General features: G+C 37.3%; 18 protein-coding genes. 4 read left to right on the plus strand and 14 right to left on the minus strand.

Going from position 1 to position 26748, the window contains the following annotated elements:
• Positions 1-30: 30 nt before the first annotated feature.
• Positions 31-1068 carry a gliding motility lipoprotein GldB gene (gene gldB / locus G5B32_RS09190; protein ID WP_165291247.1) on the minus strand — a complete coding sequence of 346 codons (1038 nt, stop codon included), beginning with the start codon at positions 1066-1068 and terminating at the stop codon, positions 31-33.
• A gap of 47 nt (positions 1069-1115) precedes the next feature.
• Between gldB and G5B32_RS09195 the strand changes: the two genes are divergently transcribed.
• From G5B32_RS09195 to G5B32_RS09205, 3 genes are all read left to right on the plus strand, one after another.
• Positions 1116-1772 carry a porin family protein gene (locus tag G5B32_RS09195; RefSeq protein ID WP_165291248.1) on the plus strand — a complete coding sequence of 219 codons (657 nt, stop codon included), beginning with the start codon at positions 1116-1118 and terminating at the stop codon, positions 1770-1772.
• A gap of 93 nt (positions 1773-1865) precedes the next feature.
• Positions 1866-2654: an NAD(+) synthase gene (gene nadE / locus G5B32_RS09200; protein ID WP_165291249.1), complete on the plus strand. Its 789-nt coding sequence runs from the start codon at positions 1866-1868 to the stop codon at positions 2652-2654.
• 63 nt (positions 2655-2717) lie between these two features.
• On the plus strand, positions 2718-3296 hold the full coding sequence (locus tag G5B32_RS09205) for a DUF4136 domain-containing protein (protein ID WP_223815230.1): 579 nt from the start codon (positions 2718-2720) through the stop codon (positions 3294-3296).
• A gap of 53 nt (positions 3297-3349) precedes the next feature.
• Here the strand turns inward: G5B32_RS09205 and G5B32_RS09210 are convergent, their stop codons facing one another.
• Together G5B32_RS09210 and G5B32_RS09215 are read right to left on the minus strand one after the other, a co-directional pair.
• Positions 3350-5515: a hypothetical protein gene (locus G5B32_RS09210; protein WP_206366859.1), complete on the minus strand. Its 2166-nt coding sequence runs from the start codon at positions 5513-5515 to the stop codon at positions 3350-3352.
• The gene (locus G5B32_RS09215; RefSeq protein WP_223815234.1) at positions 5487-6851 is read right to left on the minus strand and encodes a glycoside hydrolase family 28 protein; all 1365 of its coding nucleotides are present in this window, start codon (positions 6849-6851) and stop codon (positions 5487-5489) included. Before G5B32_RS09215 ends, G5B32_RS09210 begins: the two co-directional genes overlap by 29 nt.
• Before the next feature lie 344 nt (positions 6852-7195).
• Here G5B32_RS09215 and G5B32_RS09220 point away from each other — a divergent pair, with 344 nt between their 5' ends.
• Positions 7196-7795: a hypothetical protein gene (locus G5B32_RS09220; protein WP_165291251.1), complete on the plus strand. Its 600-nt coding sequence runs from the start codon at positions 7196-7198 to the stop codon at positions 7793-7795.
• A gap of 81 nt (positions 7796-7876) precedes the next feature.
• On the opposite strand, the gene G5B32_RS09225 is transcribed toward G5B32_RS09220, so the two are convergent.
• From G5B32_RS09225 to G5B32_RS09270, 11 genes are all read right to left on the minus strand, one after another.
• The gene (locus tag G5B32_RS09225; RefSeq protein ID WP_165291252.1) at positions 7877-9976 is read right to left on the minus strand and encodes a RagB/SusD family nutrient uptake outer membrane protein; all 2100 of its coding nucleotides are present in this window, start codon (positions 9974-9976) and stop codon (positions 7877-7879) included.
• Between the two features lie 33 nt (positions 9977-10009).
• Positions 10010-13147: a SusC/RagA family TonB-linked outer membrane protein gene (locus G5B32_RS09230; protein ID WP_165291253.1), complete on the minus strand. Its 3138-nt coding sequence runs from the start codon at positions 13145-13147 to the stop codon at positions 10010-10012.
• Positions 13148-13398: 251 nt separating this feature from the next.
• Positions 13399-14430: a winged helix-turn-helix domain-containing protein gene (locus G5B32_RS09235; RefSeq protein WP_165291254.1), complete on the minus strand. Its 1032-nt coding sequence runs from the start codon at positions 14428-14430 to the stop codon at positions 13399-13401.
• Between the two features lie 77 nt (positions 14431-14507).
• Positions 14508-17252, minus strand: a complete 2745-nt coding sequence (locus G5B32_RS09240; RefSeq protein WP_165291255.1) for a glycosyl hydrolase — start codon at positions 17250-17252, stop codon at positions 14508-14510.
• A 3-nt stretch (positions 17253-17255) separates the two neighbouring features.
• The gene (gene rhaM, locus G5B32_RS09245; RefSeq protein ID WP_165291256.1) at positions 17256-17564 is read right to left on the minus strand and encodes an L-rhamnose mutarotase; all 309 of its coding nucleotides are present in this window, start codon (positions 17562-17564) and stop codon (positions 17256-17258) included.
• A 2-nt stretch (positions 17565-17566) separates the two neighbouring features.
• Entirely contained in the window at positions 17567-20476 is a 2910-nt protein-coding gene (locus G5B32_RS09250; RefSeq protein WP_317166100.1) for a DUF4982 domain-containing protein, read from the minus strand.
• A gap of 50 nt (positions 20477-20526) precedes the next feature.
• A complete protein-coding gene (locus tag G5B32_RS09255; protein ID WP_317166101.1) occupies positions 20527-21651 on the minus strand; it encodes a glycoside hydrolase family 88 protein in 1125 nt (374 codons plus the stop codon).
• Positions 21652-21846: 195 nt separating this feature from the next.
• Complete coding sequence (locus G5B32_RS17090) at positions 21847-22632, minus strand: rhamnogalacturonan acetylesterase (RefSeq protein WP_206366860.1); 786 nt, start codon at positions 22630-22632, stop codon at positions 21847-21849.
• A 1-nt stretch (position 22633) separates the two neighbouring features.
• Positions 22634-23404, minus strand: a complete 771-nt coding sequence (locus tag G5B32_RS17095; RefSeq protein WP_206366861.1) for a rhamnogalacturonan acetylesterase — start codon at positions 23402-23404, stop codon at positions 22634-22636.
• A gap of 12 nt (positions 23405-23416) precedes the next feature.
• Complete coding sequence (locus G5B32_RS09265) at positions 23417-25183, minus strand: rhamnogalacturonan lyase (protein ID WP_240899038.1); 1767 nt, start codon at positions 25181-25183, stop codon at positions 23417-23419.
• Positions 25184-25286: 103 nt separating this feature from the next.
• On the minus strand, positions 25287-26615 hold the full coding sequence (locus G5B32_RS09270) for a glycoside hydrolase family 28 protein (protein WP_165291259.1): 1329 nt from the start codon (positions 26613-26615) through the stop codon (positions 25287-25289).
• Positions 26616-26748: the final 133 nt, after the last annotated feature.

Raw genomic sequence — 26748 nt, forward strand, 5'->3', positions numbered from 1 at the left:
AGTCAATCTGAATGGATTGACATTTTTGTTTTACTTACCTTTATATTTAGAACCTTCTAGAATTTTTTGCGCATCTTCTATAGCAAATAATTCCTTCAATGAAGTCTCGGGATGCCTTTCCATATATTTACGGACCATCATCCATCCTATAAACGATCCGAGCTTGGGAGCAGACTCATTCTTTTCCCCCAGTTCTGGTGTAAAAGGAGCTTCCGTAAAATATTTTTGAGTACGCAAATGATCTGTACTATATAGCAGATTTTCCTGTAAAAACCATGTCCATACATCACTTTGGTACTTGTTTGCCCAAGCCAAATGTTCTTTTGTATAACCTATTTTAAGTTCATCTGATACATTTTCAAGTAGCATATCCATTGCATACATTATCTTTCCATTGTATATCATGTGTTGCAAGGTATTGTGGGTTTGATCAGGAATTGAATAAATATCTTCGCGCAATACCGCTTCTATTACACGTGGAACTATGTTTTCTGGCGTGAAACGCCTTGAAATATATAGAGGGATTGACTGCACCAATGCAGGATAAAATTCAGATTCCGCTCCTAAAAACATATCCAATCCTATGCCTACATAATCTTCTCCAATAGGTGTTTGATAAGCAAAACCGCTTACATAGGTAATAAATCGTGGGATATTATATTCTGGAAAATAGTATTTTACATATTTAAAAACCTGCGTTAACTCTTTTTCATATGATTCCATTGATGGATAAACTTTTGCCACAGCCTTGTTCAAATCTACAAAATCCTTTTGCTTAATAATTTGAGTTAAAAATTCCTTCACTCGGATGCTATCCGCTGGATTTGCTATTTGCAAAATATCCTGCATATAATTACTGTAAAATATGCCATATCGCTCTTGCCAGGCTTTGTTCATCGAACCAATATCTTCTGGATTTATCTGGGCAAGGTCTTGATCAAAACGTTCAATATGTACTTGAACATTAATATTTGATACGTCAGGTCGTTTTATTGTAGTTGTTTCGCGACAAGATGCTATAGCAACTATTAAAAAAAAGAAATACTTTTGTAGCGGTTTTAATTTCATTAGTAAAACGAAGTTATCACCATAAATTTAAAACTAAAATTATAAGTATGCTAAATTTTACAAAAACTACAATTACTACCTTAGCTACATTGGCGATTCTTTTCTTTGCGATGCAGGTAAAGGCACAAGACTATTATAATAGATCACGTAATAGTTCAGAAGAAAAAAATTTCCGTTTAGGACTTTCTATAAATCCTAACATTGGTTGGTTGCGTTATGATGATGAGTATGAAGCAACAGCAAAAGCAGGCTTCTCTTATGGTTTGGTTGCTGACTTAGGCTTTGCAGATAACTATTATTTCTCTACAGGATTATTAATCAATTCAATTGCTTCAAAAGTAGATTTTCCTGGAGAAGCTATTGATAGAGACAAAATTCGTTTACAATATGTGGAAGTTCCTTTGACAATTAAATTGAAATCTGTTGAAGATGAAACAGGAAGATTCTATGGTCAATTTGGTTTCACAGCTGGATTTAAAGTGTCTGGAAAAGAGAAACTAGCGGGAGCAACTAAAAATCAATCCATAGAAGGTGATGATTTGTTTCGTTTAGGACTTCAAATTGGAGGCGGTAAAGAATGGAAATTAAGTGAAAACTTAGGATTGATGACGGGATTAACCTTTAATAATGGATTTACGAGGGCAATCAAAGAAGGAAAGCCAAAAACTTCATACTTAGCACTTAATTTAGGTCTATTCTTCTAAAAAGATTCTAATAAAATGAATAAAAATAGAGGTAAATACGAATCCAATCTTTAAATTCGTATTTACCTCTTTTTATTTGATAAATTTCCTATTATGCAAACAGAAAAAATCATCGATAGAATTGTTACTTGGCTCAAAGATTATGCTACCCAAGCAAGAGTGAAAGGATTTGTAGTAGGTGTCTCTGGTGGCGTTGACTCGGGCGTCGTGTCGACGCTTTGTGCAATGACAGGCCTAGAAGTATTGGCGGTTGAAATGCCTATTCACCAAAAAACGGATCAAGTCGATCGTGCATTAGAACATATTGAGTATTTAAAAAACAAGTTTACCAATGTAAAAGGAACGAGTGTGAATTTGACTTCTGCATTTGATGAATTGACTAACATTTTTGATGCAAAACAATCCGATATACCAAACAGAGATTTAGCATTAGCTAATACACGTTCACGCTTACGCATGTTGACACTTTACTACTATGGACAAATAAATTCCTTATTAGTGTGCGGGACAGGAAATAAAGTGGAAGACTTCGGTATTGGTTTTTATACTAAATATGGAGATGGAGGGGTCGATCTTTCACCTATAGCGGACTTATACAAAACGGAAGTTTATGCCTTAGCGAGAGCATTGGATTTGCCAGAAAGCATTAAAAATGCCATCCCAACAGATGGATTATGGGACGCGGAGCGAACAGACGAACAACAAATTGGTGCCACATATCCTGAATTAGAAAAAATCCAAAAAGAGTACGGCAGCAAGTCGGAAAGTGACTATACAGGAAGAGATTTGGAAGTATTCAAAATTTTTGACCGTATGCACAAAGCAGCTCAACATAAAATTCAGCCTATTCCTGTTTGCCATATTCCAGAAGAGTGGAAATAAAATAAATATAAATTAAACCTTTTATTTATTTCCCTGTCATACAAGATATAACTAGGCTTTATTATGAAAAATTTAAGTGTCATGTTAGCGGCTTTTGCTATTATAGTAATGGCCTCTTGTTCGTCCAATAAATATCATACCACTCGTGTTCAGAATTTAGATTTCGGGCAATATAAAACTTATGGATGGCTACCGCCAGTAGATTCCCTTTCTAAAGATTATTTTAGCAATGATATTGCCAAGCACAATATCATGACTACTGCCAATCAAGAAATTGAACAACGCGGCTTAACTTATACTAAAGAAAATCCAGATTTACTTTTCCGATATGTAGCTATTGTTAACAACAAAAGCAGATTGGTTTATGGCTCTCCTTACGGTTATGGTTGGGGCTGGGGCGGTCCATGGGGTTGGTATCGTCCATGGGGATATTACGGATATTATTCGCCAAACTATCCTGTAGGAAAAGAAAGAATACGCTATGGTCATATTATTTTGGAAGCTGTAGACCGTAATACAAAATCTGTAGTATGGCAAGCCCGCGGCACCACAGAGGTAGATAACCCAGAAAAAGCTATTAATGGACTGCCGAAAATGATAAATGGTATCATGAAACAATATCCATTGAAGACATCCAAATAAAAAATAGCTCCTAAATGGAGCTATTTTTTATTTTATAAATTTTGCATATGTCCTTAAGGCATCTTCTTAAACCCTTCTTTTTTGATTTTCCATGTGCCATCTTTTGGAAACCCGGGTGAATCTGAATCAGAGTTGTCCCACCCTTCGAGCATCATTGCTACAGCCGTCAATATTCCTCCATTACCAGGCAAGTAAATCCGTAATCTATCGTCTTGATAATTGTGTCCATTTTTGAGATAAGTATTAGTTCGGATATCCATAAATAAAGCATCTAAGGCTTTATTTGAAAGTCCAAGACGAGCCGCATTCATTGCTGTCATTGGGAAATCCCACCCCCATGTATCTGACCATGACCATCGCTTCCAAACTACATCAAAAGTATTTCTCATAATTCCTTTGTCTAATTTAGAGGATGCAGGAACCATTCCTAATGTACCTAATACAGATGGATGATCGGTCATCCACTTATCAAAGGAATAAGAATCGGGAGCCGTTTCAGTAGATAAATACACGCCATCTTTAACTGGAAGTGGAGCTAATTTATTAATAACCTCATCCCATTTAGGTTGACGCTTTTCTCCTAAGCGTTCTTTCCATTGTTGAGCAGTTCGCAAAGCCCAATCCCAATAGGCGACCTCATAAGGTGGATTTTTGGTTTGGGCAGCTGGAAAAACTTCTTGAGCAGGAATTAACCCAAATCCCAAATCGTACAGATCTTTTTCTTTGTTATAAGAGGTAAAGTGAGCCATGAATTCTGCTGTTTCATGAATAAGATTTTTATACTTATGCAATACTTTCACATCCTGATTGTGACGGTATAATAATTCGGTCAGGTAAATTAGATGTGGCTGTTGCCAAATTAAAAATGCAGCTACAGAAGATGGGCTTTCATCGCCCTCATTACTGGACATTTTGATCCAACGAACACCTTTGTAGCCCTGACGTTGTGCTAACTGTTTTGCCTTATTAAAAGTTCTAAAGTAATATTCTAGCGTATGTTCCAAAAGCTCAGGTCTTCCCCATAATGCAAAATGCACCCCATGCCACCAATGCATTTCAGTATGAGGCTTACCATACCAACTGTTGAATGTCAGACCTGTTTCTTGGGGAGGATTATTGCCTAAGCATTGTACACGAGTCAAATATTGAGACAGTACAATTCTTCTTTCTAATTCCTTCGCTCGGGAGTCCGTGCTACCTTCAAAATCTACAGCCGCTCCCGAATTCCAAAATTTTGTCCATGCAATTTCACTTTCCTTTTTTGCCTCAGTAAATAATCCTTTTGTTATACGCTTTTGTGTAGAATGAAAAGCAAAAGAAATTTCAAAGTTCTGTTTGGAAGATATGGGTTCTACAACGAAATAATGCGCGTTAGATTTAGAAACCTGTGCGTTGGTAAAATGTAAAGTTGTGTTGTATTCCGAGCCTTGTAGTGTATGCTTAATTACAGCAGAAGTATTATTTTGTGCAATAATATTAGAGCTATGTTGCTCTTCATTCGTATAATTCGTTCCCTCATCCAAAAATGTTCCCGTAGGATAAGGATATCTTATATATACTTTAATGCGTTTTTGTGCAAGCAGTGCGGATTCAATCTTCACACCTACTCTATCCGATTGCTGATAAGAAGCGGTATAAACTTTTACGGGAATATTATCAATGGTAAATTGACTGGTTATTAACCCCGTCCATACATCTAAAGTTTGCTCAATATTTTTTATATCCGTGATTTCTGCCTTTTTTCCATTCTTTAAATAGAGTTCTAAACCAACATTACCTAACTGCAAACGGTGCGGATTAGCACGAAAATATTCTGTTGCTTCTTTTGGTCTTCCCTCTTCTTTGTGCTGAATGCTATATAAAGCATTTCTGCCTTCATTATTAAAGTCATAAGCTTTTAGTGTTTCTTCAAACTTATAATTGTTAGGATTGTGAAAGCTATCCCAACCCCATTCTGACTGCGTCCCTAAAGAAACTCCTGGTCTATAAAATTCTGGAAAAGATTGCATTCCAGTTACGTCGACGGTATACGCAAAAGTTCCATTCCCCACCGTTAGAGAGGAGAGAATATCGACTTCAGTGTTGATAACATTGTGTCGCTGAACTACATTCTTTCTATTGATTTTAGGGTTTTGAAAAGATTGAAGAGAAAGAAATACAACAATTAAAACACTGAATCTTACTATATTTTTAGTAAAAAGAGGTGTACGTTTTCCCATTAATTTTTACATTTTTCAAGGTTATATTTTTTAGATAGTCGACTTTATACGGTTCTTTTACTCCATTGATATTACAATCAATCATGGTAAAATTGGTCACTGGTGAGGATTCATAAGCAGCAGAAAGTACCGCATATTTTCCGCCGTGCGTCACATCTAATTTTTCCACCCAAATATTACGAATAGTAGGAATATGATTTCCGGGTTTCTCATAGAACATATTGAAGCGAACCGCAGCTTCCTTATATTGCCCAACTTTTGTGTTGTAGAAAAATATATTCTCAATTATTCCACCGCGACTCGAACTCGTTTTGATACGCAAAGCTCTGTCTAGTTCTTTACTATCCATGGTATTATTAAGCGCATAAATATTGCGCGCCCCGCCCCCTATCTCACTACCTATAACTACACCGCCATGTCCTTCTTTAAACATGCAATTCTCTATGATATGATTTTCCGCAGGACGGCCTATATTTCGACCATCTTGGTCCCGCCCCGATTTAATAGCAATACAATCATCACCTGTATCAAAATAACAGTCTCTAATCCAGACATTCTTACAAGCCTCTGGATCTATTCCATCATTATTAGGACCTAATGTTTCAATTTTTACACGTTCAATAAGGACATTTTCACAAAGTACAGGATGTAAATTCCACATAGGCGAGTTAATTAGCTTCACATCTGCTATCCATACATTTTTACACAAATAAGTTTGAACAAAATTTGGTCTTAAAAAGTGTCCATCGCCATAAACACGATTGCGCGGATTTACTTCATCAGCCATCTGTTGGTGTAACTTCGCACGTGCAGGTTTTTGTTCTCCGGGACGGCTTTCATTCCAACCGTAATGACGCGCTCCACACCAATACCACCAATGATCCAGATCAGCATTACCATCTAACAATCCCGATCCTGTAATGGCTATATTTTCTTCTTCATAAGCATAGATGAAAGCGGAATAATTCATGCATTCCATACCTTCCCAACGGGTAAATACCATAGGATAATCCGAACTATCCCGACTGAATAATAATGTAGCTCCTTCACTAATGTGAAGATTTACATTACTTTTTAAATATATTGCTCCTGTCAAAAAAGTGCCGCTAGGTACAATAACACGGCCTCCACCATCACTATTACATTTTTCAATAGCTTCTCGAATAGCATCCGTATTTTTGTGTTTACCATCACCAATGGCACCAAAATCCTTTATATTATAATCTTTATTTCTAAATGAGGGAGCTTTAATAAGTTTTTTGAGATTTTCAACTTCCTGAAGTGGTTGTTTGGAAGACGTCCACACGTTTCCTTGTCCCCATACAATAAGTGTCATAAAACACAGGAAAATACATAAGTTTATTCTTATCAACATAGCAATAGATTTGAAATAGAGTAGATTGTACTTTGGCTATCGATTTCTAATATACTCAAAAAAGCCTCTTTTCCTATCCTGCAGTATCCTGAAAGATCAACGATTACAGCCGAGAAATCTATTTATAGCTAGAATATTACGGCGTTAGATTAAGGACATTTAAGGTTAAGACCTTTTAGTTGTCCTAAAAATTAACCAAAAAGAACTTGAAATACAGAAATATTTATTTAAATGTGGTATTCTTGTAAATAAGCAAATATTTTAACAACTTTACGTAAAGACTTTAACACGCATCAAAAATCGCTATGTATAAATCATTTCTTTCTTTCGTATTTCTTTTTGTCTCCATCGTTAGTTTTGCTCAACCCCAACCTACATTACAGCAAAAATTACAATCTAACCTGCCAATTCAATCTCAATTTCAGGTTTTATTGAATCAATCCAGAAATCAAGATGCTGATTTTAAGATTATACGAAAGTCAAATATTGATATCATTCAACGGAATGTAAGTGATTCTATAGCGAAATACACTAAAGAAATAGCTTCCTTGAAAGCGAATTCTTCCTCATCTGTTCAGCAGGTACAATCCTTAAAAGATTCGGTACAGACATTAAGCGAAAGCTTGCGCGTGGAACAAGAGAAAACCGATAGCATCTCCTTTTTGGGGATAGACTTTTCAAAACCATCATATCACATGTTGGTATGGTCTATTATTGCGATATTAGGTTTGGCGTTTTTTATTATTCTATTCTCCTTTAGAAAAGCTAAGGTAGATGCGGTAGAGCATCAAAAAACAGCAGAAGAAGTTCAAAATGATTTTCAGGCTTATAAGAAGAAAGCTATGGAAACCGAACAAAAACTTAAGCGTCAATTGCTGGATGAACAAATGAAAAGAGAGTCATAATCATAAAATTTTTCTCGAATAAAACATAAAAAAGCCAACTTAAATAAGTTGGCTTTGACATTTATACTCAAATTATAACCACTAATAACCTGGGTTTTGCATAGCTTGCTTTTCTGCTGGAGTTAAAGCTCCTCCATTTTCATTTGTGATTGCATCTAGGAACGATTGAGGTAACGGTCTATAGTAATGTGTATTTGGATTAAAGACTGAATTTCCTCGTACGAAACCATCGTTGAATGCTTTCCATCTTACTTCTAGTGTTTTTGTGCGGGCTAAATCTTCCCAACGGTATAGCTCACCACACAGCTCTCTTGTACGTTCATTTAAGATAAAATGCAGCATCTTTTGTGCATTTGTGGTGGCTCCTAGTTTATTGTAAATAGGAACATCCACAGGTGAGTTGAAAATATCATTTACAGAATTGATTACTAAAGATGAAACCGTAGAAGCAGTCGTTACTGGCATATCATTGTTGGATTCATAGTAGGTATTCTTATTCCAATAGATCGCGCCATCAGCAGAGAATCCACCACCTTTTCCAGCAGCATAAGGATTATTTATATACGATTGCCCACCATCTACATGTTTTGTACGGTCTTCACCTTGTTTAAACCCTGCTCGATTTCTCAACCTATTGATCCATTGTATGGCATTAGCATATTCTCCTTCACCTTTACGCACATAAGCCTCTGCTACCATTAGCACATCTTCAGCAGATCGTGCCATAATTGCATCACGCGTACCAAATTGAGAAGCAATATTTACGCGATATCCATCTCTATATTTGGAGAGGGCTACGTAACGAGAATGCGTACTTGTTCCTTGGGATAAGAAATAACCATAATTACCATGTTCTCCCACCCAAGCTTGTGATTGACCATTAAAGTAGCGTACGAACGTGTGGGTATTTTGCATTATTCCACCTTTTGCTACAGAAGTTAGATCAGTTCCCACTTTGGTATATCTATTATCTCCGGCACTGTTAACAATATATTTTATGGCTAATTCGCCACCTCTAAAACGCTTGGTACCTGCTACCGTTCCTGGAGGGCCCATAGCCGCTTGCTCATTTGTCCAAGAAGGCGCCCCCGCAGTATTATTACTGCCATAAGTAGTAATAAAAGATTTCCAGAAACGCGAGTCATTGACACGGTCAAAAACATCTAATGTATAGTTTGTAGAGCGCGCATAAGAGAACTCACGCCCCCCAGAAATATCGCGAGAAGTACCTGCTAGATCTTGATAAACAGCTGGATAATATAAATGAATTTGATTACCATAACGTCCCCAAGTAGCTTGATCATCCGAAAATTGTGCGGAAAGAATTACTTCAGAAACGCGTTCGTTAGGACTATTCGCTTTTTGGTAATCCCACAATTCAGTGTAATCACTCACCAAGGGATGTGCATTCACTACTTCTGTACCATACTTGATCACGGCATCCAAATCCGCACCTACATAACTTGTATTCCATCCACTGTAAAGTTCACTAGCACGTGTCAAATGTGCTTTAGCCAAATAATGTGCTGCTGCCCATTTGGTCACACGACCAAATTCGGAACCTGTAGGATTCAATAATTTATAAGCTTCTTCTAAATCAGCAATAATTTGAGCGAAACATTCTTCTTCGGTGTTACGTTGGAAGTAAGTTGTTACGCCTTCAGAAGGTGTCAATTTTAAAGGGACACCACCGAATTGAGTCACCAATTGTAGATAGAAATAGCCGCGCATAAAATAGCCTTCACCTAATCTTACATTGTAATTAGAGCTTGACTTATCATAATACAAAGGAACATTTTTAATCAACGTATTTGCAGATTCAATTCCAGAATACATATTGTCCCACAAAGGGGCAATATTTTGACCACCATAAGTAGTTTCTTGCGGATTTAAGTCCGTTCCATAGCTATTAAAACTGGGCGAGGCATTGTTAGCATCGGTGAATTCATCAACTCCGAGATTGAATAATGCCATACCCCAAGTGTAATTAAACTTAAATTTTAGCTTGGAATAGGCACCAGTAGACAAATCGTCCAACCCAGCTTGTGTTTTAAATAAATCTGTACTCGGTGTAGTAATAAGCTCTTCTTTCAAAAAGTCCTTACTACAAGACTCCATAAAAGATATACAGGTCGCACCTAATAGCGATGCTACTAATAGTTTATAATTAATTTTTTTCATGATTTTCACTTTATAAATTTTACGACGCTCTTATTAAAAACCAACACTTACACCCAAAACAAATCCCCTGGTAGTAACCGATGATCCCACTTGATTAGAGTTATTGTTATAATTGGAAAGATCTGTGTCCAAAAAGTCGATTTTAGAATACAGCATGGCAGGATTCATAAGCTGACCATAGATTTTAATATTATTAGCTCCTATTCTTTGTAGTTTGGAAGCAGGGAAATTATAGCCAAAACTTACATTTCTCAATTTTATGAATGAACCATCTCTATAATTCATCGAAGAACTGTACGTATCCGCCGCTTCTCCGTTTGAACCTGGCATATAATATTCTGCATCTTCATTCACTCCAGGAATAAAATAATCTAATTTACGTTGCATATACCTTCCATCTAATGTAGCTGCACCTGCATTCACTAAAAATCCCCACCGTGAATAGATGAAAAATGAAAGTTCGAAGTTTTTGTAATTAAAGGTATTTGATATACCACCAGACCATTTTGGACGGTACGAACCTATTATTTGTCTATCGTTGTTACCATCAATAGCACCATCTGGCACACCATCAGGTCCACTTAAATCTTTTACACGGATTTGTCCTGGTTTTCGACCATACTTAGCAGCTTCCGCTTCTTCTGAAGTTTTCCAAATACCATCGTACACGTAATCATAAGCTACAGCTAATTCTTCTCCAACAAACCATCTATTGTTTACATCTTGAAGATTGCCATTTGCTAATGCCACAATTTCACCTTTATCCTTAGACCATGTCAAAGAAGTATTCCATTGGAAATCATCTTTTTGAATATTCACTGTATTCAATTGGAAATCTATACCCCAACCTTTGGTTTTACCCACATTTGCATTAGTTGAAGTATATCCTAAAATGGAAGGAATCAGCATAGACATCAACAAATCATTAGTCTTTGTGCTATATACATCTAACGCACCATTGATTCTATTGTTGAATAAACCATAATCCAAACCGACGTTAAATTGTGTAGTACGCTCCCAGCCCAATTGCGGATTAGCCATTTTTTGAGGATTTGCTGCTGAAGGATCAGAAGCAACATAGCCAGGTGTCGAAGTCGTTGTATTCCAATTATAAAATACTTGCGTTAAACCACCTTTGGAAGCATAAGGACCAATACCTTGGTTACCTACTACACCAAGACCTGCTCTCAACTTCAATGCATTCACTACAGAAGAATTCTGCATGAAATTTTCTTTGTCAATGCGCCATGCTAATGACACCGAAGGGAATGAATCCCATTGATAGCCTGGAGCTAACACCGATGAACCGTCCCAACGTGTGAAAGCAGTTAAAATATAGCGGTCTTTGTAGATATAATTCAATCGCGCTAAGTAGGATTCTAATTGATACTCTCTCAATCCTGTGCCATAGGACCCCACAAATCCACCTGAAGAGATATTATACCATAATTCTTGTGCACTATATACATCTGTTGCGCGCATCGTAGCACTTTCATAGTTGTATCCAGAAGCGGATTGCAAGAAGGTCAACCCTAATTTGTGATCCGTACCAAAGTCCTTATCGTAGAAAACTAAATTATCTAAGGTCCATGCAATAGTTCTATCGGGACTATATGTTACAGCATTATTTCCATCTCCGTTTATACCTTCAGCTGCATTAGCAATTCCCAGTCTATAGTCTCTGTATTCAGGACCAAATTGAATTTTATAACGTAACCCTTTCAATGGTGAATAGATATTTCCTAAATCAATCTGACCAAACAAACTACCGGTAGCCACAAGACTTTGACGTTGATTTGTATTATGCTCCAACTCATTTATAGGGTTGATAATATTGATATCTCCCGCTGCTGGGTTACGAATAAAGTTGCCATCGGCATCATATGGAACAGTCCAAGGAAGCATTCCTCTTAGCGCATTGTAATAATCACCTGCTCCAGTAGTAGATTTAGTAAAACTATATCCATAATCTTGGTCACCATACGTTAGATTTAAATTAGCACCCATAGTAAACCATTTAGTAGGTGATGCTTCAAAGCTAATTTTTGAAGTAAATCTTTCGTATAGTTGTCCTGGTTGTGTGGCATCTTGTTTTAAGTAACCAAAAGAACCATATCCTTGTGTTTCTTCGCTACCACCTGAAACGCTTAACGTGTGTTCTGTAGATAATGCGTCTTTTCTTCCTACTGACGCCCAATCAAATTCACCTACCAATGAAGGATCCCACACGGTATTATTTTGTGTCCAACCTTTTGCAATATTTGCCCAAGAAGCAGCAACTGATCCCCAACGAGCAAAATCCTCACTGTAATTTGGCGTAGTCGATTTTGTTTTTGCTAAGCGTGCGTAGTCAATCCATTCCGCAGCGGACATGTATTCCATTACATCGTACATTTTTTCTGCAGTCGCCGTTCCTGCGTAAGTAAGTGAAGTTCTTCCTTTTTTACCTTTTTTGGTAGTCACCAAAACAACACCATTTGCGCCTCGAGAACCATAAACAGCGGTAGCAGAAGCGTCTTTCAAGATGTCGATAGACTCAATATCCGATGGATTGATATTATCAATACCACTTCCTTGCAAGGGCATACCATCAACAACGTAAAGCGGACTATTCGTTGCAGATAGTGATCTTAGTCCACGAATAGTGATACCTCCCGTTGTTCCAGGACGTTGGTTGGATGTGATATCTACACCGGCTGTTTTTCCTTGCATAGCCTGCAACGCATCTTTGACAGGCATAGCTTTAAGTTCTTTTTCTCCAATACTCGCTACAGCACCTGTAACATCAGATTTTCGAACGACGTTATATCCGACTACCACGACCTCATCCACCTCCAGATTATCTTGTGATAACTGCACATTGATAGTCGATCTACCTCCTACAGACTCTTCTCGCAAAGTGTAGCCGATAACTCTAAAAATCAGTACTGCGTTATTTGGTACATCAATAGTATATTGACCTGAAGCATTACTAGCTACCGACCTTGACGTTCCTTTCACTGAGATTGTTACGCCCTCAAGTGGACTTCCCCCATCATCCGTAACTCTACCAGTCACTTGATTTTGACCAAAAGCTGTAATAAAACTTATACTCATCAAACATACAAGCAGAAGTGCTTTTATGCTTAAAAACTTTTGGAAAAATTGATTAGTTTGTTTTTTCCTTTTCATTATATAAAATCTAATAGTTTGTTCTGGTTATCCTATGGTTGAAAAATTCCCCTATTGAAATCAATAAGAAATGTCTTCACGCACGAATGAATTAAGCATCGTCTTTTGATATACATTACAATTATTTTCTCCTGGTTAAAAGAAAATAAATCAGGTCTATAATTTCACAGTAGATGCATATAAGCTACATCCTATCCATATAACTAAAGATAGGTATGCATATTTATTTGAGCATCCTGTGATGTCCTGTATCAGATGGAAGGTCGGTAATTTGCGTAGAAGGGCACTTCTACTTGTTTTTTTTCTTGATTCTTAATTATTTGGGCCGCATATTTACCCATTAAATCAAAATCGGTGGAAATGGTCGCAATACCATTCAAAATAAATTTTTTCAGGGCAGTCTCATTATAGGAGATTACGCCAATATCTTTTCCGATTTTTAGTCCTTTCTTGATGCTTTTTTCTAGTATGAGTTCTAGATCGTCTTCAGCAAGATTGATATAACACTCACCTTTTTTGATGGGTTCTTTGGCAAGATTACCCACTAAAATATGATCGAATGCATATTGATTACAAAACTTGTAAAAGCCTTTAATAATCGCTTTGGGGTAATCGCTATGGTCTGGAAAAACTAATTTTATCATTTGGTAACGCGAAAGAGGCTCAAGGAATTTTTCTAAAGCTTCGTAGATATCTTTCTCGTAATTTTCATATACGCAATCCACATTATCGCTGATACCATCAATGTGTTTGCCCAATAGCATCAACTTTTCTTCCGGAATCAGAGACAATACCTCAGGAGCCTGATCACGGCCTTCTTTGAAATGTGGAAATACGACATAGCGATCGTACTGTTTATTCAAATTGAGTAATAATCTTCTCAAATGCGAAATGTCGCTATTGTAGACAAATAAGTCTAAGGAAGCTTCATCACCTAATTCTTTTGCGAAAGCATCATACACAATTTTTTTGTGTGCACTGAGTTTATTGAGGAATAAAGCAATTTTTAATTTTTTCGCGACATCGGTCTTTGCTACAAAATAACCTTTGCCAGGTGTCGAAGAAATGACCCCTAAACTTTTTAGTTGCTTGTACCCTTTTTCAACAGTATCTCTTGAAATATCAAGATAAATACTTAGTTCATTGATAGAAGGCAAAATATCACCTTGTTTGAGGTAATTATTTCGAACTCCATCAATTACAGCATCTACTAATTGAATATATTTTGGAGTAGATGAAAAGTCGTTTATCTGAATACTTTTATTAAAAGAAGAACTGCTCATAGGTTTATTTGTTAGTGTAAGTATAAAGAAAATACTTTTTTTTTTATACTCACAAGCTACCTTTACATTTACTTATTTTAAAAACTGAATAATTGAATTGGTCCATTTAATCCACTATCCATGATTTTCCATTGGCTAGCATCAAATGGTTTGTAATTTATGTTTACAAAATTGATCTCGTGATAATTTTTCCAATTTACTTTTCGGGCATCCAAATCACGCATTCGATTTGCCATTAAATTTGCCACCTCAATACGTACCGTATTTTTGCCAGACTGTAAAAAGTCGCTCACTTCAATGTGGTAAGGATGTGACCAAACAATGCCTGCATCTTTTCCATTGATTATCACTCGTGCACTTTCCCCTACAGCTCCAAGTTTTAAAAGGTAAGATTTCCCTTCCTTTTTTGTCAAATCTATTGAAGTCTCATAGACTCCAATTCCAGAAAATTTATTCATATCGGCTTTATTCAGCGCCGTCCAATAACTTAATTTCGATAAAGTCTCCGCTTTAGGTAATTGAGGACCTCCTTTGATAAAGGTCAGTTTCCATGGTTGGCTGAAAGAATTTACTTCTTCTAATATTTCGATATAATTATAATCCTTTTCTACTTTCTTTTCATCCGAAGCTAACACGATCCAAGCATAGCCCGAAGGAATCTGCAATCTTATATGACCTTCTTGTTGCGGCAGATTATAAACTTTTCCAGTTTGTGGATCCAACAAAGAATAATATTTTCGAACATTATTTAAGGTTACTTTTTGATCCACATTGCGTTTGCTGTGATTTACCAAATAATAATACACCTCAGTTCCTACCACTCTTCTGGTAAAATTAATACCTGCGCGTACCAATCGCTCTGCAAAGATTTGTTCGGTTTCTAAAGCTGTTTGAACATCTGTAGTTACATAAATCTTTCCCTTGCCATACTTAGTATATTGATGTGCTACATCAGATTTTAATTTAAGCAAAGCTACTTGGTCAGCCAATTCTCTCCTTCTAGCTTCATGATTTTGATAGCCTTCTACATCATTAGGCAAAGACTCAAAAATTACAGTTGCACCATCACTGGCTAAACGCAATAAATTTTTAAATGTCTGTACAGAGAAATACTTTGTGGAGGGCACATAAATTACTTTGTAAGGATTTGCCTTTTCGGATGTCACCAACTGTTTATTCTGCACTTTGGTCTTTGCGATAAAAGCATCCGAGATAAAATCAAAGCTATATCCTTGGCGCTGCAACCTTACGGATTGTTTATAAAATGAAGAAGGATGCAACCATTCGTCTACATGATGCACACTTAAGGTCTTAAAAGCTGATGTGGTATCTTGCCACACGTCATACACAGGCCAATACACTAAAATTTCATTATCAGCAACACCAGATTGCATTACAGATTGGACGCGTGTGACGTAACTATTTAAACCTGGCAAATGGTCCCAAAAAGAATTGTTAGTAACAAAATTTGTGGAAGCATAAAATAACCAACCTGGAAATGATACGTCATTTGGCGTATACGTCGTACCATGATAAAATACGTGATTTACACCCGCCAAAAACAACTGCTCTACTTCAGGCTTTGCTTGAGACAAAGCCGTCTTGAAATGCTCCGTCAACCATGTAAATGTTTCTGAGGTGGTATATTTTTTACCTGAAAGGTGCGTAGCCGACGTAGCAAATTTAAACATCATAGGGTCTGGATCCACGTTACGTACATCTTCCTTATCACGACGAAGTCCTGGGATATTGAAAAAACTAGAACCGAAAGTTTCACATTCCGCAATATCCGTACTAGCGTATAAGTCGATCAGATTACCTGGAGATCCATGCGCTTGATTACGAGATAATGCATTATGGTCATTCGTAAACTTTGTGAAAGGGACTAAGAAATTATTTTGCAAACAATAACTGATCACCTCTCTATAATCTGTTTTTATACGTGCTTGACGGTCTAAATCTGTTCCTTTGCCTGAAAAATCCAGCAAATGATCCTGAAGTTTGTATCCTTTTATACGTTCGAATTCTGATAAGAAAGAATCTGTCCAATTCGCGCCATATACCTCATAACTATCATTGAAGAATGAGCGAACGTTTAGATGTTTTCCATTAAAAATATGGGCAAAATGATCAAAATAGAATTTTGCAGAAGCATTACCCAAATGATCTACCGTCATACCTTCTCCGCCTGGAGCGGCTCTTTTGACCTGCTGCCTCGTACGACCTGTAAATAGGGCTATCACTTTAACATTTTCAGACGCGATCCATTCTCCCGAAGTCGAATTCAGGTATTGATCCAAATTAATTTCTTCCCCATTTCCTTTGAAAGCGCGTAAAGCTTGTAATTTGGAATAGGTTTGCTTTTTATCACTTACTTTCAACGGAAAAGTAAGTTTTGCTCCTTTTTGTAAATCTATCTCATCCAAAAAGAATTTAGTAGCGGCGTACTCATTGGTGACAAATGAACCGCCAAATGGCCATCCTGTACCCAAATTCATATCCACGCCCATGCCCAACTTTTCGGATTGTTCGGTTGTGACTTTCAACATGTACAGCCACTTGTCCGAAAGGAAATTTATATAACTTTTTTCAAATCCTTTTGCACCATAGATAGGCGTAATCTCCACTCCACCGAATCCCACTTGGTTCATTAATTGTAGCTCGCGCTCGAGATTTTGCTTATCAACTGCCGAACCCATCCACCACCATCTTGTCCAAGGTTTCATTTCTTTAGTCACCTCAGGCCACAGATTTTGCGCTGAAGACGTAAAAGTCGTTAAGCCTAATGCACAAATCAGTGCTAGTATGTTTTTATTCCTCATAATTTAGTCTAAATGAAAAACGGGTATCAAAGGGATTGAAACTGGCGAGGAATCAGCATTTGTCTCCATGATATCCGCCATAAATTCCCACCATTTCTGAACTATTGTATTACTTCCCAATTCTTGCGAAGAGCTTCCCGAAAGACGTTGCACTGCAAATAAAGTGTTAGTTTCTTCATCCAAGAAAATACTGTAATCCGAAATACCACTTTTGCTAAGCAATTCTGCCAATTCAGGCCATATTTCCGCATGCCGCTTTTCATATTCAGCCTTCATGCCAGGTTTTAATTTCATTTTAAAAGCTACTTTCATGCTTATAATTTTTTATGAATATCTATTTCGATAATGCTCAATGTTCCCTTTGCGTTCGCGTCATTACGTGATACCCCATCGTCTAATCTTTTACCGCCAATTTCAGCATGTAAATTTTCCTGAGCAGTATACGATGCTCCTTTTAATTTAATTTTTACTTTTTGACCTTTAGTACGAGGTAATGTGATTGTGTAATAACCTAAGGTGGTTTTAGTCACGATATCAGTAACTAATTTATCATCAATATAAATTTCCAGAGGATAGGCTCTAGATCTAAAATTGTTTAATTTCACATCTATTTCGTCGATGAAATCGGTTTTAGACAGATTATATTCTATCCAAGCTGTTTGCATTTTTCCATCGTTTACCCAATCCGACAATTCATTATCATCAAAAGAAGCAACTACTTTGTCTTGATTAGCCCCCGCTGTAGCGAATTTAATTGGTAAGGTTATACGCTTCACTTTTAACGGAGATTCAGACAATCCTTCTCCTCTATCTAAATTCGATGGAAGATTTAGTTTGGAAGACTTTTCAAAAAGACCGTTATTGATTATGATAGGCTCTACTTTCCAAGATACTTCATCTGAAAGCAGACCGTTAGCGTGTGCTGTTAATTTTACTTCTCCTGTTTGATTGTATAAGGTGCGTAATAAAACTCTATTTACGCCAGCTTCTACAGGTAGTGATTCTGCTAAGATAAAATTATTGGAACCTTGTGCAATTCCCCCCTTCCATTCCATAGGTCCAGTAAATTTGAAATCAATCATGTTGGTAGCTGTAGGACAGCGGTTGCCCTCTTTATCCAGCACTTCGACTTCTACCAATACCATATCATTACCGTCTGCATACAATCCGTTCTTGCCGTGCTGATAAGTTAATTTTAGGCGATAAGGTTCACTCGCCGTGCGAAGGATTTTCTCATTCAATTTGTTACCACTAGCATCATAAGATATCGCTTTGAGCGTTCCCTTTTCGAATTTTACATTCGGGAAATTGAATAAAAACTCCAGTGAACGTTGTCCTTCACCGATTTTTTTTTCGTTTATAAACAAGTCAACCTTTTCTCCAGCCGAAATCACATGTACATCTTTAATAGTACCTTCAGCGTAATTCCAATGTCCTACAATATGCAATCCTTTTGGATCGGGTTCAACCCAGCCGTTCCACATTACTTGATGAGCATAAAAAGCATCCTTAGGTATCCGCATGGCATCCACTTCGCCACTTCGGCGGTAATTTTCTTTGCCTCTAAAATGTGTATTTGAATCTGAGAATATAATATTTAATCCTCCAGAACTTACGCGATCACCAGTGCCAGGACGTACTTTGTAATACTCGTACCACCGGTATACCGCTTCAATAGCAAAAGAATCCTGATTTCTATTGTAATCACTTGCATCATTTCCTTTGTACAAAGGACCTTCACCGTTTTTGTGGTAAGGATAAGTATATTCATCCCAATATTTTCGAAGTGCTTCATCACGCATATATTCCGTAGCGATCATGGGATGACGCGCACTCTTATTGATATAAAGCATCTCGCCCCCGTATTCTGCGATCTTGCTGTCCAACATTTCACGCGAACCAATTGCTCGTCCTCCATGCGGATCATACTGATCTCGAATTACTTTCATTTCGTCCATGTGCTCTTCAGATATAGATTCATTTCCACTTTCGTAAAGCAATACACTGGGATTATTACGGTAATAAATAATCGCATCACGCATGACTTCTTTGCGCTGTTCCCAACGACGACCTGTTACATCTTTTTCAGAATCCCCCGCTGGTAACATTTGCATTAGTCCGACTCTATCACAAGATTCCACATCTTGTTTCCAAGGTGTAACATGCATCCAACGCACTAAATTTGCATTGCTTTCCACCATCAACCTGTTGCTGAAATCGCTCAGCCAGGGTGCGACAGAAAGTCCTACTGCAGGCCATTCGTTGCTGGTCCGCTGTGCATATCCTTTCATCATAAGGACTTGATCATTCAAGTATACCATGCCTCCACTGAAAGCTGTTTTTCGAAATCCTGTTTTGGTTTCTACAATATCGTTGGTATTATCAGTATTGTTTATTTTGGTCGTAATGGTATATAAGTATCCATATCCCCAATTCCAAAAATTCACATTTTGCAGCTGTGCTTTAGCTACCAAAATTTTTGTTTGACCACTGGCAATGCTGTAGGGTTGGGAAAATTCTTTTACAAGCTTTCCATCTGCGTCACGCACTTCTACACTGTATTTCCCTGATTGGGCTTGATCACTTTCATTTTTAACCTGAGATTCTACAAAAAGATCAAGTTTTCTTTTTTTAACGTCTATGTTCTTTGCATAGGTATAAACTCCTGTTGTTCCAAGGTTAGAAAATAGTGGCAAAGTCTGGTATACCCTAGGTTTGAAATGAATCCAAACATTTTTAGGTAGGCCACCATAGTTGGCATTGAAATTTCGATCATTCCATTGAAAAGTACTATTAGTGGCTTTTTCTCGATAAGACCAACTGTTGTCTGTACGTACAGCAATAATATTCTTTTGCGTTCTTTTAATGGCTTTCGAAATATCCATACCAAAAGCCATCACACCATTTTCATGTCGACCAATAAATTGCCCATTCAAATAGACTTCTGCCCCTTGCCTTGCTCCTTCAAATTCTAAAAAAACTTTGTCCAAAGGCACATCTTTAGGAAGAATTAGATGTTTACGATACCAAACAATATTTGTGGAATGCTCATGAATAGCTTTCGCAAAAGATTCATTCTCATTCCACGCATGAGGCAGCGTTACTTGCTTCCAAGTGGAGTCATTAAAACTTTCTTTCTCCGCATCTTTGATATCGCCAATATGAAGGCGCCATTCGGCATTGAGACTATATACTTTACTATCCTGCGCATATATTGTATACACAAAAAAACTAAAGCATACAGTTAAAAAGTATGTAAGACCAATATGTCTCATTATAATTTTTTATCCAGTAATTTATAAACTTCTGAACCAGCTAATAAGAAACAACCTAAGCCGTAATCTTCAAAATCTGGAACTGAAGCAAAGCTTACTGGTTGACCATCTTTAGGCTCTTTACCTGTTCCCTGCAAGTAACCTAAGAAACCTGAAGGGTGGATAGCTTCCTTGAACATGGCATTCCATGCGCGCTCCATCGAAGGACGATAGGTTTTGGCATCCAATAAACCATTATTAATTCCCCACGCCATGCCGTAAACGAACAGAGCAGTACCTGAGGTTTCTCTTCCGCCAAAATTTGTCGGATCATGCAAACTCACATTCCAGAAGCCGTCTTCGCGTTGGCAAGCCAACAAGCCTTCCATTAATTCTTTGTAATCCTGCAAATATTCAGCACGGTGCTTTTCAGTTTCAGGAATTAAATCCAACACACGTACCAATGCTGCAACCACCCACCCATTGCCTCTGGACCAATAACAATCTTCTCCATTTGGCTCTTTGTAAGGAGGTACAAAATCTTTATCTCTCCACCACAATTTATCAGCTTTGTTGTACAGCCCTCCACCTTCTACATTTTTAGAGTGCGCATACATTTTGTACATGTAATCGAAATACGTGTCATCTTTATACATGACACCTAATTTCGCAAACACAGGCATAGCCATTTGAATAGCATCAATCCAAGTCCAATCATCATATTTTCCAGATTTTATGACGTATTCAATATTTGCTTTAATGTCCTTTATACGTTCAGGTTTAGGGTCAATTTCATACAAATCCAAGTAAGTTTGGCCGCAGGCTTGATCATCCGCATTACGAGTGGTTGTACCATTACGCAATCCCCATTTGTGATTCTCACCCCAATCTACAGCATAATCATAATAGCGTTTGTCTTTATCGATTTTGTACAAAGCCATTAGCCCTTCATAATATACACCCCGAGTCCATATGTTACTTGGTCGCCAACGATTCGTATAAATTGGTTTCCCTGTATCAGGCCATTTATTCATAAAATAATTATTGGTTGTGCGCAACACAGCGAGCACTTCGTCTTTGTTAATCGATGAATTCGTTGTGTTGGAGATTTTACTTTTGGTTGCACATCCGATTATAAAAAACACGGAGCATAGTATTGAACTTATAAGGGCTATCTTATTTCTTTTCATATCAAATGATTAGCTGGTAACGTCAAAAAATATTTAAAAGCATCGGTAGAATGCTTTGTATTGGTTACATTAATAGTACGAGTATACTGTAAATAAGCTTCTACAGCAACCTGTAGTGTCCTGCGAAATCTTATTTAAAGCTCCTTCAGTTTATTTCAAAAACTTTTTTAAGCCGATATTGGAATTTGATTTCAAATAATTGGCTACTAATTTGGCATTTAATTCTGCGCCTTCTTTGATGGTATGCGTCGCATCTTTTTCGCCGAAATAAGTAGATTTTACTTTTTGCTGTCCTTCTTTCTCATAAACTGAGATAATCAAATCCTGCAATGGAATAAAATGAGCACCACTTTGAATAGCTGCCTCTTTTGCCCAATCAGCGTAGTTGGATTTTCGGACCTTCTCTCCTTCCCAAGAATTACGAGGAATTGGCGAACAGATAATTGCAGTAGCACCCTTATCCTGGATATTTTTCACAAAACGACGAAGATAAAAACCATAGCTGTACACCATTTCGTTTTGCTTAAGCAAAGGATTAATCACTTCTTCATACTCGTCTCCATTCCCCTTTAAAGTACCTCTTGCTCGCAAAGTATCCACAACAGGACTTGAATCATTATGTCCAAATTGCATGATTACGTAATCGCCAGGTCTAATATTATCTAATACTTGTTGCCACAATTTTGGATTGTTGTAAAATGTTCTTGTACTTGTTCCTCCTAAAGCCTGATTGCGTACTTCTATCTTATTTTGATCAAAATAATTCGCGATAAAACTGCCCCAGCCCCATTGACCATTGGAACCATCACCTCTGCCATTTTTTACTGTACTATCGCCAATTACGAATAACCGAGTCTTATTTTCCTGTTGCAAAAAAGAATTGAGCATTAAAAATGTACAAATCCCCAAAAACAGTAATCTTATATTTCTTAACATATTATAATGACTTTAAATATTTTATAATAGGATGTTGTAACGTCGTAAGACCTTCTATTACAGAAGCGGCATTTTCCATCGCCCCTTCGTAATTCGTATGTGTATGATCACCAGGAAAGTATTTAGACTTTACAAGATCAGGCCCCAACTTATCGTATTTTTTCGCAGACAATTCATTCAAATCCACAAAAGGAATATTTTCTTCTTCTGCAATTTGCCTCGCCCAAAGACCAAAATCTTGATTGGCACGTCTTACTTTTCCTTCAGCATCCCACTGATTACGTGGTATCATAGAAAGTAACACCGGCTGCACGCCTTTACTCTTGGCGGTTTTCACAAATCGTCTTAAATTTTCGCCGTAGGTATGCACGACTTCAAATTGGTTATTACCCCAATCCAACACAACAGAATCACGTCCTATTCCTCGCAGGACACCTCTATACCCTTGGCGCGAAGTGTCAGGCTTACTGCCTTCATTATGTCCAAACTGGATTAAGAGGAAATCTCCTTTTTTCATCAACGAATCCACTTTTGCCCAACGTCCTTCCTTTAAAAATGTGCGAGTACTGCGACCTGCCATGGCGTGGTTTGCAATTTCCACCTTAGTAGTGTCTAAAAATTCACTTAATAACGATCCCCATCCCCAAAATTCTTTATTGCTGTTACGAACCGTTGAGTCACCAATTATATAAATTGTAGGTTTAGGTTTTATTATATAGGACATTAACATCAGTCCTATTACTCCTATGGAGACTATTTTAAATATTTTCATAGCTATTCAATACTATTTCTTTTTGGACTTCACAATTTTGATGTTAGGTTTTGGAGGTGTACCCATTCCTGTTCCCAAATAATATCCTGTATGTGGTGGTTGATTATATCCCACATTTTGCCAGGCAATACTTAACCTATATTGCGGATCATGCATAAGTGTATACACTCGATGCGGGGTAGGAATTGTTGTCGTATAAATCCGCAAAGATTGATTGTCTGCTGAACGAAGAATCAATTCTTCACGCCAATCTCCAAGGATATCAGCTGATAAATTCGGTGTACTTTTACTTCCATTTATCGAAAAAGCACCATCTGCTGTGAATATCCTTCCAACATTATACTTCTCAATATAATTGTTATTTAACAATTCACGGCTTAAATCATCATCCCACCAGATCAAAAAATTTACAGAACGCGGAGCACGTCCTACTGCTTCTCCTTTCATATTATACGCATTGTATGAACCGGCCCACCACATGTAAGCACCTTTATAATTGGGATCTATATTAGCAGCTACACCCCTACCGATATCTTCATCAATAGCACCTTTAAATAAAAGTTCACCCGTTTTTGCATCCAAGAGTGAAGTACCAATACCTTTTCTTCCTCCTTTTAACTCGTGAATTCCAAATATCTCTAACCCTGGTCTGTCGGGATCCAAATCAGTAACATGCAGTGCATCACCATGACCTAATCTTGTACTGTATAATCCTTTGCCATTGTCATTCACAACCATAGACCCAAATATTATTTCATCTTTGCCATCTTGATCTACATCTGCAACAGACAAATTATGATAGCCCTGACCTGAATAAGGATTATTACGACCTTCCGTATCAAATACCCATCTTTTTACCAGCTTCTTATCTTTATAATCCCAAGCCACCAAAGCTGTTCTCTCATAATACCCTCTGGTCATGACCACTGAAGGATTGACACCATCCAAATAAGCTATACAGGCTAAATACCTGTCTGCACGATTGGCATTACGATCTCCCCAAGACATCAGGTCGCCACGCGCAGGTAAATAATCTACGGTGTGAACGGCAGCGCCTGTCAGACCATCAAAAACAGTTAGGAATTCAGGTCCTTCGAGTATTCTACCGAAAAAGCGGGAAGAAGGAACTGTATCACGCCAATCAGCATTCGGGTTACCAATGTACTTTCCTAATCCGTCCTTTGTGCCATCTGCTGTTTTACAAACCAGTTCAGCCTTACCATCGCCATCCAAGTCGTACACCATAAATTGCGTATAATGTGCACCTTCTCTAATGTTCTTGCCCAGATTTATTTCCCAAAGGAATGTTCCATCCAATTTGTAGGCTTGAAAAATAGGTTCAGAGGTGAGTCCATTGTGCGCATTATCGCGACCTATTCCTGTTTGATGCACGATCAATTCGTATGATCCATCGCCATCCAGATCACCAACCGATACATCTCCTGGATTATACCCATTAGGTGTTCGCAATGGAATATTTAGGTAAGATTGATTATTTTGGTCTTTTGAAAAGCTATATCTTGCGACTTCTTCTTCCTTTTTATTTTTTAGAACTGTCAAAATATAAGTTACATCCAAACCTGTTTGAAGAGTCTCATCTTGAAAATTTGTACCTGCAATAAGTGGTTCTGCATTCAATTTAGTTTTTGCCGACTTTGCGTATTGTCTATAAAGATTAAAAGCCGTAGAATATTCGTCAGTTCCTAATAATCTCCAACTTAGAAAAACTGAAGATTCACTGGTTTTAATTCCAATAAGACCTCTATCCAAGTATTCCATCTTTCGCTGTGCGTAGCAAAATATTCCTTGCAATATCGTGAAGAAAAGGACAACTATAATTCGGACAGCATACATAATACTACTTCTACTAGACAATTGGATATTATTGTTTAATTACCTTTTTACCATTTACCACGACATTTTCCAATTGGAAGTTCTCGATATAGCTTTGCTTAATATCACCCGAACGAGAAGCTTTGACATTCATATTGATAAATGAAAAATCAGAAAGTTTGTATTGCGGAGAATTGATCACATCAAACAAGATATCACATTCCAAATCCACATTTTTGAAAACAATATTTTTGGCATAAGACATTTTGATATCCTTTTCGCCTTTTAGGTCAAAGAACTGTGTCCATGGTTTGATAAAAAGCACACTTTTAGCATTACCTTTTACATTCTCTAGCGTAATGAATTTGTATTCCTGTGGTGTATCGGGACGCATTTTTAATTGTAAAACCTTTTGCGCTTGATCCACTGTATTATTTCTAAAAATAACATTATAGCTCAGAATCGACTCACTTCCGCAGGTCAATGCGCTGTGACAGAATCCAAATGAACAATTTTCAATGATAATATTCGAGTTAGGTCCATTATTTGGATCAACATCTGCTTTTGGCCCTTTTCCTCCTTTTAAAGCAATCGCATCATCGTTTACAGATAGGTAGCAATTCTTAATGAGCACATTTTTGCAAACATCCAAATCCACCGCATCTGAGCTTGGAGCTTTCACAGGCTCTTTTGGCGCGGTAATATGTAAGTTTAAAAGTTTTAAATTTTCTACCTTATAAAAATGTGTCGTCCAGAACGGAGAATTGCGCAACTTAATTCCAGAAATATGAACGTCTTTACTATTGGAAACATACAATAAGCGAGGTCGCATTTCGTCCATATTCGTGCAATTTGGGTTAAAAGCTCTACGTAACCAAAATGCTTTCCAATAACGTAGACCATTTCCATCCAACATACCCTTTCCCGTAACCGTAAACCCATCCACTTCATCGGCATTTACCAAAGCAGCAAAATATTTCAGCGTCTGTCCTTCCATACGCGTCATCACCAAATCGAAATTGGAAATATCGTCGCTTCCTTTCAATACGCCACCTTCTTCTAAATGCAAATGTGTCTTGGGCTTGAAGAATAAAGAACCACTCAAGTAAACACCTTTAGGTACAATAACCACACCTCCGCCCTCTTGATATGCTTTATCAATTACTTCTTGAATCTTCTTAGTTTGAATTACAGTACTATCAGAAATGACACCATAATCTGTTATCTTATATTTTTTACCCAATGAATTTACATCCACTAATTTGGCATCAGAAAACCAAGAACTGATCAACTCTCCATTAGGAAATTTTTGCTGTGCTTTCGCTGAAAACACTCCCATACAGAGATAAGCTAGAAGGTAAACTATACTGTTTTTCATTGATTAATATTATCTAAGGGTTTATAATTCGGTCCTATAATTGGACTTTGATAGATAACTAAACTATCAACAATAAGTCGATTATCCAACCTGTAGCATCCTGTTTTTGGCTATTTATATCCAATTAGTTACA

This window comes from Sphingobacterium sp. SGL-16 (genome assembly GCF_011043515.1).
Taxonomy (GTDB): Bacteria; Bacteroidota; Bacteroidia; order Sphingobacteriales; family Sphingobacteriaceae; genus Sphingobacterium; species Sphingobacterium litopenaei.